General features: G+C 36.1%; 12 protein-coding genes. 1 reads left to right on the forward strand and 11 read right to left on the reverse strand.

What is annotated here, in order from left to right; translation table 11 throughout:
* Window positions 1-120: 120 nt before the first annotated feature.
* From PRVXH_RS08425 to PRVXH_RS08440, 4 genes are all read right to left on the reverse strand, one after another.
* On the reverse strand, window positions 121-1,272 hold the full coding sequence (locus PRVXH_RS08425) for a phosphopentomutase (RefSeq protein ID WP_353894566.1): 1,152 nt from the start codon (window positions 1,270-1,272) through the stop codon (window positions 121-123).
* Between the two features lie 62 nt (window positions 1,273-1,334).
* The gene (gene xerD / locus PRVXH_RS08430) at window positions 1,335-2,222 is read right to left on the reverse strand and encodes a site-specific tyrosine recombinase XerD (RefSeq protein WP_353892339.1); all 888 of its coding nucleotides are present in this window, start codon (window positions 2,220-2,222) and stop codon (window positions 1,335-1,337) included.
* Between the two features lie 12 nt (window positions 2,223-2,234).
* Window positions 2,235-3,431 carry a carboxylate--amine ligase gene (locus tag PRVXH_RS08435; RefSeq protein WP_353892340.1) on the reverse strand — a complete coding sequence of 399 codons (1,197 nt, stop codon included), beginning with the start codon at window positions 3,429-3,431 and terminating at the stop codon, window positions 2,235-2,237.
* Between the two features lie 99 nt (window positions 3,432-3,530).
* The gene (locus tag PRVXH_RS08440) at window positions 3,531-3,728 is read right to left on the reverse strand and encodes a hypothetical protein (RefSeq protein WP_353892341.1); all 198 of its coding nucleotides are present in this window, start codon (window positions 3,726-3,728) and stop codon (window positions 3,531-3,533) included.
* Window positions 3,729-3,875: 147 nt separating this feature from the next.
* On the opposite strand from PRVXH_RS08440, the gene PRVXH_RS08445 reads away from it, so the two are divergent.
* Window positions 3,876-4,436, forward strand: a complete 561-nt coding sequence (locus tag PRVXH_RS08445) for a rubrerythrin family protein (RefSeq protein ID WP_353892342.1) — start codon at window positions 3,876-3,878, stop codon at window positions 4,434-4,436.
* A gap of 37 nt (window positions 4,437-4,473) precedes the next feature.
* Here PRVXH_RS08445 and PRVXH_RS08450 read toward each other — a convergent pair whose 3' ends face one another.
* The 7 genes from PRVXH_RS08450 to PRVXH_RS08480 all read right to left on the reverse strand — a co-directional run bounded on the left by PRVXH_RS08450 (window position 4,474) and on the right by PRVXH_RS08480 (window position 11,637).
* Window positions 4,474-5,730 (reverse strand): carboxylate--amine ligase, encoded by a 1,257-nt coding sequence (locus PRVXH_RS08450; RefSeq protein ID WP_353892343.1) that lies wholly within the window; start codon window positions 5,728-5,730, stop codon window positions 4,474-4,476.
* A gap of 148 nt (window positions 5,731-5,878) precedes the next feature.
* The gene (gene ald, locus PRVXH_RS08455; protein WP_353892344.1) at window positions 5,879-6,997 is read right to left on the reverse strand and encodes an alanine dehydrogenase; all 1,119 of its coding nucleotides are present in this window, start codon (window positions 6,995-6,997) and stop codon (window positions 5,879-5,881) included.
* 201 nt (window positions 6,998-7,198) lie between these two features.
* Entirely contained in the window at window positions 7,199-7,828 is a 630-nt protein-coding gene (gene spoIIM / locus PRVXH_RS08460) for a stage II sporulation protein M (RefSeq protein WP_353892345.1), read from the reverse strand.
* Window positions 7,829-8,078: 250 nt separating this feature from the next.
* Window positions 8,079-9,140 carry a DUF3866 family protein gene (locus PRVXH_RS08465; protein WP_353892346.1) on the reverse strand — a complete coding sequence of 354 codons (1,062 nt, stop codon included), beginning with the start codon at window positions 9,138-9,140 and terminating at the stop codon, window positions 8,079-8,081.
* Between the two features lies 1 nt (window position 9,141).
* Window positions 9,142-10,227 carry a M20/M25/M40 family metallo-hydrolase gene (locus PRVXH_RS08470; protein ID WP_353892347.1) on the reverse strand — a complete coding sequence of 362 codons (1,086 nt, stop codon included), beginning with the start codon at window positions 10,225-10,227 and terminating at the stop codon, window positions 9,142-9,144.
* A gap of 126 nt (window positions 10,228-10,353) precedes the next feature.
* Window positions 10,354-10,887, reverse strand: coding sequence for a 2-oxoacid:acceptor oxidoreductase family protein (locus PRVXH_RS08475; RefSeq protein WP_353892348.1), 534 nt, complete (start codon window positions 10,885-10,887; stop codon window positions 10,354-10,356).
* A complete protein-coding gene (locus tag PRVXH_RS08480) occupies window positions 10,888-11,637 on the reverse strand; it encodes a thiamine pyrophosphate-dependent enzyme (protein ID WP_353894567.1) in 750 nt (249 codons plus the stop codon). It lies immediately after the preceding gene.
* Window positions 11,638-11,641 lie beyond the last annotated feature (4 nt).

The following is an 11,641-nucleotide window of genomic DNA, read 5'->3' on the forward strand; positions in this document are numbered from 1 at the left end:
AAAAAGCCTTTTGCTAGATTAGCAAATCTAGTTCTTGTTTCATTAACATTATTGTCCGTTATAAAGTTCTTTAATTTAACTAGCTTTTTTATTTCCCCCATCAGATCAGCTCCCTAAAATTTATAATAGGCTTTTTCCTGGAAACTCCTTGCCTAAAGTAAATATCTCCGATAATGTTTGCGCAACATCTGTAAATGCTTCTCTAACACCTAAGTTTTTAGGCTCATGATTTTTTCCATAAACCAATAATGGCACAAACTCTCTGGTGTGGTCCGTTCCTGGATGGGTTGGATCACAACCATGATCAGCAGTTATAATAAGTAAATCGTCATCTTTTAAGTGTTTGATGATATCAGATAACATTTTATCCGCTTCCTCAAGCGACTTTGCATACCCCAAAACATCGTTCCGATGTCCGTAGAGCATATCAAAATCAACCAAATTTAGCATAATCAGCCCACTACTATCCTCTTTTATTCTCTCTAATGTTATTGATAACCCTTCAGAATTTGACTTAGATTTGTATGACTTTGTAACCCCTAATCCCGCATAAATATCACTTATTTTACCTATACCTATTACATCCTTACCACTTTTTTGCATTGTTTGAAGTACCGTTTCCTCATGTGGTAGCCTAGAGTAATCTTTTCTATTAGAAGTCCTTTTATATTGGCCTTCATCTCCTATAAATGGTCGTGCTATTACTCTTCCTACACCATGCTCACCTTGTAGCATTTCCCGAGCAATCAAGCACATCTCATAAAGCCTATCTAACGGAACTACTTCTTCATGGGCCGCAATTTGGAAAACACTATCCGCAGAAGTATAAACAATAGGGTAACCAGTTTCCTGATGTTTAGACCCTAATTCTTCGATAATTTTAGTCCCTGAAGCTACTTTATTGCCAAGAGTCTTAGTGCCAATTTTTTGTTCAAATTCTTCTAGTAACTCTTTGGGAAAACCTTCTGGGTAAACTGGAAACGGGTGTTCTAATACAACACCTGCCATCTCCCAATGCCCAGTAGTTGTATCCTTCCCCGGTGATTTTTCAGCCATTTTACCGTAAGATGCTAACGGCTGCTCTTGTTTTTTCACACCCTCTATAGGGTGAATGTTCCCTAGCCCCAAGCTTTCTAAGGTATCAAGCTTTAAGCCACCAACTTCTTTTGCTATATTTGCTAACGTGTTAGAGCCTTCGTCATTGTATTGATTAGCGTCAGGCAATGCCCCTATACCAACGCTGTCTAGCACTATGAGTATTGTTCTGTTAATGTTTTGCAATTAAAATCCTCCTTTGTTTGTAGACGTCTTACATCTATCTTTAAAAAAAGAGACTACGCTCTTGGGTGAAACTCTTTATGAACTTGCTTTAGCCTCTTTTGGGTAACGTGTGTATAAACTTGGGTGGTAGAAATATCTGCATGACCTAACATCTCTTGAACAGAGCGAAGATCTGCTCCATTTTCTAAAAGATGAGTCGCAAATGAATGTCTTAAAGTATGTGGTGTTATATCAGCATGTATATTTCCCTTTTTTGCATACTTCTTCAATATTTTCCAAAATCCTTGCCTTGTTAACCTATTGCCGTGAAAGTTAACAAAAAGGGCTTCTTGGTTTATATTCTTTATCATCTTTCCCCTTGCAGTATTTATGTATGTTGAAAGATATTCAATTGCTAACTTTCCTAGCGGTACAATTCTTTCTTTTGACCCTTTTCCAAAACACCTTAAAAAACCTAAATCTAAGTTCACATCATTTATATCAAGAGAGATCATTTCAGAAACCCTTAAACCAGTGGCATATAGAAGTTCAAGCATCGCTCTATCTCTTATCCCTGACTTTTCTTTTAAATCAGGTTGATTTAACAAGGATTCCACCTCTTCTGTGGAGATAACTTTAGGAAGTTTTTTATCTATCTTAGGAGAATCTAGGTCTGATGCAGGGTCTTTTTGTAATAAGTTTTCAAAATTAAGATAGCTAAAAAAGGACCTTATTGAAGCTAGATTCCTTGATACAGTTGATGAAGCCAAACCCAAGGTTTGAAGCTCTAGCAGATAACTGATAATCTGCTGCCTGGTTATATCCTGCCAGCTCGAAAAGCCTTGTTTGTCAAGAAAACTCATGAATTTATTTAGGTCTCGTTTATAACTTTCTAATGTGTTGTCTGCTAAGCCCCTCTCCACTTTAAGATAGTCTAGATAATCATAAACCTGTTCCTTCATTATCAACCCCCCTTACTTCTTTACTTTTTTTAACACTTTTCTAAATAACTTTTGGCTGAATTTAACAAAAGGCATCGGGTCATCAATGCTCCATATTGCATATGCTTTTTTATTCTTAAGCGAGGTTAAAGCTTCCCATTTCGATAGTTGTCCTGTCTTTAGATAATTTCTAATAGCTAAAATATCTTCGTAGGAGTACCAAAAGTGAATGTTAGTATCCTCAGTTATTGCTTTTGGCTCTAAAGGTGACCCAACCAAATCTCTATACATGATGTATGGCATGTTCAGACCTATTTTTTGTAGCATTACATCAAAATTAGTTAATCGTACATTTACTTCAATTAAATAGAAATCGCCGGTTTTTTCATCCTTTTTGAACTCAATTTCTGCAAATCCTCTATATCCCACATCTGTTAGAAACTTTGCACCAATTTCATAAAGTTTAGGAAAATACTTTTGTTTGGTATACACAGAGGCACCGAAGTTTATGGGATACTGCCTTTGTTTTTGGCAAGTAGTGTAGTGCGTAACATTACCTTTTGAATCTATGTAGCAGTCAAATGTGTGCATATGGTTATCAGGGCCGGGTATTATTCTTTGAACAAAAGCTTCAAACCCTTCCTTTTTAACTTTTTTTATAGATTCGTAAAGTTCATCTTTGTTGTTTGCTATAAACATCTTTTCCCTAAAAGTTTCGACAAATTGGTGTGAGTTCGCAGGCTTTAATAGACAAGGAAAACCAAACTCTTTCTCAACTTTCTCTAAGATATCATCCTGATTAAGCCAAATAGTCTCTGGCACTTTAACTCCATGCTTTTGAGCTAACCCATGCAAAGTATCTTTATTTAAAAGTTCTGCAGCTAGCCCCTTTTCTATAGGTGGCAGCAAGAAATGTTTTTTAAGTTCATCTGAAAACTCGTCAACTATCTCAACATAGGGATCAGCACATGGAATTAATACCGGTTTATATTTCTCCTTTTCGGCAAAGCCTATTAAAGAGCGTATAAACTGCTGAGAGTTACGCTTGTAGTGGGGTAAAATCAAGGCTTTAGAGCAGTATTTAGAAGCTAGGGCATATGCCCCTTCCCTACAATGATCAACTCCGATAACTTCTATCCCTTTTTTACCTAGAGCGCGCATTGCATTTAAACCTATGTAATAATTAGACCCTAAAATAACGGCTTTATTTTTATGTTGATACTTGTCCAAATCTCAACCTCTCCTTAATTTCCATGTACTATTATAGTTTATATAATACTACTATAATATTCAATGTTAAAAATCATATTTCCTGCCAAAATAAACTTTTTAGTAGCCTATAACATAAAATTGTTGTAGATAGACAGCAAACCGATATATAAAGTTAATCTCATTACCATTTGCCACTGCTTCTATCGTAGCACCCTTAAAAAATCCTAAATATATGCCAGTATTAATAACCAGAAAAAAAAGTGCCACTGTTTTCCAAAATATTTTTGTAGGAGCTTTTAAGAAAATAATTTTCATTTTTTACCATTCCCCTTCTCAAACATTTTATCCTAGTAAAATTTATGTTCAGTTCAGGCTTCAAATGATAAAAAAGTGCTTAAACACATAATTTAAGCTTAGATAGGTTAAAATTAAAAAAATATGTAAAAGAGGTGATTTTTAAAAGTGGTTAAAGATGATAACATGACAGCTGCTAATTTACGGTCAGCTTTTGCCGGTGAGAGTCAAGCTTATATGAGATACAGTTTCTGGGGTCAGGTGGCACATAAAGATGGCTTTCCAAATGTGGCAACATTATTTGAAGCAGTGGCCAACTCTGAAAAAATACATGCCCAAAACCATTTTGATGTTCACAAAAATATACATGGTGATCAATTGGTGCCTGCAATGGGTGGTTTTGGCTCAGCTAGTACTTCAGAAAACCTTAAAGCTGCCCGGGAAGGGGAACTTTGGGAGGTTGACCAAATGTATGCAACGTTTATTCCTACTGCTGAACAACAAGAAGAAAGTGATGCAAAACGCTCTTTTCACTGGGCTAGAGAGGTAGAAAAAGGCCATGCTGACTTATTTTTAGAAGCTAAACATAGCGTAGATGAAAATAAGGATTATCAGTATTCTTCTGTTTATGTATGTGGTGTATGTGGTCATACTCACCCTAAAAATCCTAAAGAAAAATGCCCAGTTTGCGGTGCACCTGAAAGCAAATATAAAAAGTACGGAAACTAATATAAAGAAGAAGGAGCCTACACTCCTTCTTCTTTATTTATTGAAAAGGGACTCGTTCTTTAGCTCTATCTGATTTATTTGCTTTTTCTTTCTCAAAAGTTAGTATTTTTGCCGTTACCCTCTTTAGCATATCTCGTCCGAATTTTAGAAATGGTAACGGATCGCTAAAGCTCCATATTGGGTATGTCTTTTTCTTAAACGCTACTGATTTAAAAATATTCCAAATAGATTGTTGGCCGGCTTTTAAGTATTCCAGTATTGCAATAATATCTCTATACAAGTACCTAAAGTACATATTAGTGCTTGTAGTAATATGCTTATCTGGAAGTGGTTTATTAATCATATCAGAGTATATGGTAAAAGGGACATTAAACCCGACTTTTCTGAGCATAGCATCAAAGTTGGTGATTCGTACATTAACTTCGATTAAATAAAACTCTCCAGTTCGCTGATGTTTTTTAAACTCAATTTCCCCAAACCCACGATATCCAATATCCTGAAAAAATTTTGCGCCTAATTTATAAAGTTGAGGAAAGTATCTTTGCCTTGTATAAACAGAAGCACCAAAGTTTATGGGGTATTGTCGCTCTTTTTGGCATGTTGTATGGTGGGTTAACCGGCCTTGCTTGTCTATATATGCATCAAATGAATGCATGCAGTCATCTCCCCCAGGTATTAACTGCTGAACAAAAACATCTAATTTTTCTTTTTTAGCTTTTAATAACGACTTTTCTAAGTCTTCTTTGCTATTTACTATAAACATTTTTTTATTAAAAACTTTTACAAATCTATAAGAGAATTCAGGTTTTAGTAAGCAGGGAAAACCTATTTCATCTTCAACTTTCTCATAGATATTTTCCTGGGTAACTTCTATTTTTTTAGGCACCTTCATGTCATGTTTTAATGCCATAGTATGTAAAGAATCCTTGTTCATTAATTTAGTCATCAGCCCTTGATTAATTGGGGGAAGTAAAAAGTGGTTTTTTAATCGATCTAGATACTTATCAACTAGTTCTGCATAAGGATCGGCACAGGGTATCAATACCGGAATAACCTCCTCTTTTTTTGCAAAAGTTATAAGCTCATCGACAACACCAGCTTCATTTTCTGAAAAATGAGGAATTGTTAAGGTTTCATCACAAAACTTAGATTTCGTTGCATATGCTTCTTTGGGGCTGTGATCTGAGCCGATTACATATACTCCATTGTCTCCCAGTCCTCGAATTACACTTAAACCTGTATAGCCGTTACACCCTAGTACAACTGCCTTACTTTTATATTTAATTCTCCTCATTGTCACAACCCCTTTAAATCTTCTATTCCTATGTTTAGGATTATAACATAATGAATGTTAAAAGCAAGAATAATTAAAATAGTTAAAGAAATTGAAATACGTATAAAAAAAACACCCCGAAATCTTTATCGGGGTGTTTGGTTATTTATTAGTTTAATGCTTCTTCTAACGGAGTATATGGTAAGTCTAAGCCTTCAGCAACAGGTTTATATACAAGTTTTCCGTTAACAACATTAACACCAGGCTCTAGCCTTTTATCTTCTTGTATAGCTTTTCTCCAGCCCTTAGTTGCAATTGCAACAGCATAAGGCATAGTAACGTTAGTTAGTGCAATTGTTGAAGTTCTAGGAACTGCACCAGGCATGTTAGCTACTGAGTAGTGAACAACACCATCAACAACGTAAGTTGGGTTCGCATGAGTAGTAACTCTGTCAATTGTTTCGATAGAACCACCTTGGTCTATAGCAACGTCAACAATTACTGACCCTTCCTTCATTTCGCTAACAGTTTCTTTACTTACTAGTTTTGGAGCTTTTGCTCCAGGGATAAGCACTCCTCCAATTAGAAGGTCAGCTTTTTTAGCACATTCTTCAATGTTTAATGGGTTAGACATTAAAGTATTGATATTACCATGGAAAATATCATCAAGGTAACGTAACCTGTCTGCATTTATATCTAAAATAGTTACGTTTGAACCCATACCATGAGCAATCTTAGCAGCGTTTGTACCAACAACTCCACCACCAATAACTACTACTTCTGCAGGTCTAACTCCAGGAACGCCACCCATTAGCACTCCTGCGCCACCATTTGGCTTCTCTAAAAATCTAGAGCCCATTTGGGTTGCCATTCTACCAGCAACTTCACTCATAGGAGTTAGTAGGGGTAATGATCCATCTGCCTCTTCTACAGTTTCATATGCTATAGCCACAACATTTTTCTCCATCAAAGCTTCAGTTAAAGGCTTTTCTGCAGCTAAGTGCAGATAGGTAAATAGAATTTGGTTTTCTTGGAAAAGCTCATACTCAGACTCTAAAGGTTCTTTAACCTTCATAATCATTTCTGCGCTTGTCCAAACATCTTTAGCTGTTGGAAGAATCTTCGCTCCAGCTTTTTCGAAATCCTCGTTTGTAAATCCACTTCCCATGCCGGCATTGTTTTCAATAATAACTTCATGCCCAGCCTTGACCATACTCACTACTCCAGCAGGAGTAATTGCGACTCTACTTTCATTTGGTTTAATCTCCTTAGGTACACCTACAAGCATTGGAATGCCCCCTTTTATGTATTATTTTACTTCACTTTTAAAAAGTGATAGCTACATATTTGCATTCTAAAAAGAATGCCTTTCACAAATATAATAAGCAATTTGTGTGCCAAATATCTCTTTAGCGTATCCTAGGGTTCCCATCATTAGTAGTGAAATAAAGTGCATGTTATGTACAATTCTGCATGCACTTTCCTGCATTTAGATCATCATGGGAACTATTAGCCGTAATATCGCCGGAGTTATGTAAGCTTCAACTAAGGCTGCGATAAGCATGATTAACAAAGTTACGGCACATAAAACGCTATAGTTTCTAAAGTGAGGTAACACCTGAATATTTTTATTCTTTACTACTTTCATTATTAATACCCATGAAAATGATAGACTAGCTACGGAAGCTATCAAAATCCCAGGTAGAACAAGCAGGTTTTGTGGAAGAATTGCCAAAATAGAAAACACCAATCCCCTTAATGACGCTTGTTCAAAAAGAAATGCTACAGAGAAACCTAGTACCATCCCTCTGCTAAAAACCATAAATACTACAATTGGTATTCCAATTATAGTAAGTCCTAACAGCCAACAAATAATTACAAATCTAGCGTTAGAGTTAAAAGATTGCCATAGTAGTTCTTGCCTCTCCAAATCTGGTCTTTCTTCTAGTACTTCAAAGTAAAACTGTAGTTCGTCAACTAAAGGTTCAGAATGTTGACTAGGTAAGCGATTTACCATTACTGCTCCAAATGCGATGCCTAAAACTAATATTAGCGTTAAAAAATAATATATAAACGCATTTTCTTTAATGTATCTCCCTATCAGGTACTTTAATGGCATAGCTACCCCTCCTCATTTATACCTAAATTCTATGCTGAACCTTTTTATAATATAACCTTTTCATTTTTTTATTTTTTAGAGTATATTCTATGACCTTTTGTAATAGATATTAGATAAAGAATAAAATGTAGGAGGTAGAAGCATGCAATACTATTCGGACAATAAGGGTATCTATTTTAGAGGCAGTTGTAGAGAGTTTCGTTTATTTTTACAGACTTTAGATAGCAAGGTAGGTACATTAAAATCATGGTTAAAGTCTAGAACCCATTAATTTAGTTACATATCCACCCAATGCTGTCAAGCTATCAAAAAAACTCTTGTTTTCGTTGTAACCCCTTCCCATAGTACTTAAGTTTATTTTGCATAGTTCGCTAATATTTTGTATATCAACACCATTTGCTACGGCTAAGTGGTGTTTTTGCTTTATACCGTATTCAGTCAACTGGTTAAGCAGTAAATTCATTCTTTCTCTTGTAAGTCGTGGTAATATTATTGTATATTTACCACCACAAAGTTTACCAAAGTTAGTTAAAAAGTGATGGCTAATACCGTTGTGCCTTTTCCTTTCATCTACAAACCCAATTCTAACTGCAGGGTATACTTTACATCCAAGTTTTTGAGCTAAGTCTGAGATATAGCTTTGCTCGATTCCTGTAAATCCCATCTCAGTTCCTGTTCCTACGATACCTGGACCCATACATACAATTATTACATCCGCCTCAAAGGCAGCCTTCGCTCCTTGGATTGCAGAAACGGGGTTAATCGCTTCAATATCTCCACCAAAGCTGTGTCCAGAAGTAACTACCCCCTCTATAATATTGCTCTCTTTTAGTAGTGTCGCTGCTTTGCTATGACTGGCACTAAGTGACCCTCCATCAGTCATTACATAGGCTATCTTATACTGAGGTTTAAGTTTTTTAATTGCTAATGCTATAGGTGCTAACATGCTATGAAGCTCAGCAGTTATCACCACTGTATCCTTTAGAGAAACTTTATCTAGTTCTTCTCCTAATTGTTCCTCAATAGGGTAAGTTCTCAGCTGCAATGGTGTGTATCTGAGCTTGATAATGTGTCCGGGGCTTAGGTCTTTTTTAGAGGCAAAGGGATATTTTGCTATGACAAAATGGTACCCCCCAGAACCTAAATTTAGATCAACAGCAGTTGTATTTACCAAAACTTCATCATTTACACCTACCTTTCCTGTAAAGCAGGTGTAATTATAAGCTTTCTCATCTTTATTAAGTTCTAAAACCTGAATATTTTCATTTTCTAAGATTACTCTTGTTACCTTTCTTACAGCTCTGTTAACCATTTTATTGCTCCTTTTTTACTATCTCCGCTACTAACTTGGACGATTTAACTAGGTTATCCACGCTCACATATTCATCATTGGTATGAACATTAGCCATGCCTACAGCTAAATTTAATGTAGGAATGCCTTTATTGTTAAATACGTTAGCATCGCTACCTCCACCCCTTGACTTTAATTTTAGAGAAAGGCCTAATTTATCTAACTTTTCTTTAAGAAACTGTGTCACTTGTTGATCTTCGCCTAGATAAAAGTTATGGTAAATAACTTCTTTTGCAAATTCTACGGTGCCTCCATGTTGATCACAAACATCTTTAAAGGTTTGTTCAAATTGATTTATAATCTGCTGTGCTTTCTCATAGTTATGACTTCTAACTTCACCTTTTAATTCAACTAAAGGGCACACTATATTTGTCATCTCCCCACCTTTAATAACACCTATATTTGATGAAGTATCTTCATCAATTCTCCCCAACTTAAGTTTAGATATTATTCTTCCGGCTATTTTTATAGCATCTACACCATCTTCGGGGTTTACCCCACTATGAGCCTCTTTTCCAAGAACTTTGGCATGAAAATCAATTTCTGACGGTGCTTTGTTGATGGCTATCCCTACATCTCCACCACTGTCAAAAACGTAACCCAGCTGTGCTTTAAGGTCATTGCTATTTACCTTTTTAGCCCCACACAGCCCTATTTCCTCCCCATAAGTGAATATAACCTCTAAAGGATGTAATTTTTTACCTTCACTAATAGTTTTCTTTATACCTGACAAAATGGCTGTAATTCCCGCCTTATCATCAGCACCTAAGATAGTTTTACCGTCAGTTCTAATCTTTCCATTTTTCTCTACGATTTTAACCCCTTTATTAGATTGAACGGTATCCATATGGGCACTTAGTAAAATTGTAGAACCACTACCACTTCTTTTGCCTATTATATTTGTCGTTTTTTCGTGTTTGTCCAGCTTCACGTCAAAATCAAGCTTTTCTAGTTCTACCGACAAATAGTTTGCTAACTCACTTTCTTTAAAAGAAGGGCTATCTATTTCAACTAACTTTCTGAATAAATCAACTACATTTTGCTCCAATAATTACACCTCCTAATAACATATATATATTACCCTTTTGGCGAAGATAAATTCTTTTAATGTATTTAAAAAGCAACATAAAAAAACATCTAGGATAATTTCCTAGATGTTTTTTATGTTAGTTAATTACTTTGCAAATTCAGACCCTTTGTCGATAGCTTGCTCGTTAAGTGGAATTAAGTTATGGCGATGCTCAGGAAGAACTTTTTTAAGGGCACCGATAACAGATTCTTTAGTAACAACGTTTGTTTGAGCGATAAGCGAGCCTAGAACAACCATATTAGCAACCTTACCACTGCCTAAGTCATTAGCTATATCGTTAGCTGGAACTTCTAAAACAGTGATGTCATCTCTTTCACATTTTCTTTCGATTAGTGAAGAGTTCACAATTAGTACTCCACCTGGCTTAACTTGAGATTCAAACTTGTCTAAGGAAGGTAAGTTCATAGCAATAACTACATCAGGTTCAGTTACCACTGGAGAACCAATAGGATTCTCAGATACAACTACAGTACAGTTTGCAGTTCCACCACGCATTTCTGGGCCATAAGAAGGCATCCAAGATACTTCTTTATCTTCGATCATGCCTGAGTAGGTAATAAGCTGTCCCATAGACATAACACCTTGACCACCAAAACCTGCCATAATAATTTCTAACATTTATTTACCCTCCTTCTCTGGAGATCTAAAGTTACCTAATGGATAGTATGGTAGCATGTTATCTTTTAACCAATCTAACGACTCAACAGGGTCAATACCCCAGTTAGTTGGACAAGTTGATAAAACCTCTACCAAAGTAAACCCTTTGCCCTCAAGCTGATATTCAAAAGCTTTTTTAATCGCTTTCTTTGCTTTTAAAATATGAGGAACATCATGAACAGATACCCTCTCGATATAAACAGCACCTGGAAGGGTTGATAGCATTTCAGAAACTTTAATTGGATGACCAGCGTGGTCTAAATCTCTACCATATGGAGATGTAGTAGTTACCTGCTTCTCTAAAGAGGTAGGAGCCATTTGGCCACCAGTCATACCATAAATTGCATTGTTAACGAATACTGTAGTGATTTTTTCTCCCCTTGCTGCAGCATGTACTATTTCAGCAGCACCGATTGAAGCAAGGTCACCGTCACCTTGGTAGGTGAATACTGGTTTGTCAGGGTGAACTCTCTTTATACCTGTCGCTACAGCTGGAGCTCTACCATGAGCAGCTTGTTGCATGTCACAATTAAAGTAATTGTAAGCTAATACTGAACAACCTACAGGAGCAACTCCTATAGTTTCCTCTCTGATACCCAGCTCATCCATAACTTCAGCGGTAATTTTGTGAATTATACCATGAGTACAACCTGGGCAATAATGTAGTACTTTATCTGTTAAACTTTCTGGCTTTTGCCATACTTTAACCATAGAC

The organism is Proteinivorax hydrogeniformans (genome assembly GCF_040515995.1).
In the GTDB taxonomy this organism is placed as follows: Bacteria; Bacillota; Proteinivoracia; order Proteinivoracales; family Proteinivoracaceae; genus Proteinivorax; species Proteinivorax hydrogeniformans.

Bases quoted from the DNA above. Each gene is read 5' to 3' on its own strand.
- PRVXH_RS08475 (WP_353892348.1), bottom strand. From the start codon at position 10,887: ATGTTAGAAATTATTATGGCAGGTTTTGGTGGTCAAGGTGTTATGTCT.
- spoIIM (WP_353892345.1), bottom strand. From the start codon at position 7,828: ATGCCATTAAAGTACCTGATAGGGAGATACATTAAAGAAAATGCGTTT.
- xerD (WP_353892339.1), bottom strand. From the start codon at position 2,222: ATGAAGGAACAGGTTTATGATTATCTAGACTATCTTAAAGTGGAGAGG.
- ald (WP_353892344.1), bottom strand. From the start codon at position 6,997: ATGCTTGTAGGTGTACCTAAGGAGATTAAACCAAATGAAAGTAGAGTC.
- PRVXH_RS08480 (WP_353894567.1), bottom strand. From the start codon at position 11,637: ATGGTTAAAGTATGGCAAAAGCCAGAAAGTTTAACAGATAAAGTACTA.
- PRVXH_RS08465 (WP_353892346.1), bottom strand. From the start codon at position 9,140: ATGGTTAACAGAGCTGTAAGAAAGGTAACAAGAGTAATCTTAGAAAAT.
- PRVXH_RS08440 (WP_353892341.1), bottom strand. From the start codon at position 3,728: ATGAAAATTATTTTCTTAAAAGCTCCTACAAAAATATTTTGGAAAACA.
- PRVXH_RS08450 (WP_353892343.1), bottom strand. From the start codon at position 5,730: ATGAGGAGAATTAAATATAAAAGTAAGGCAGTTGTACTAGGGTGTAAC.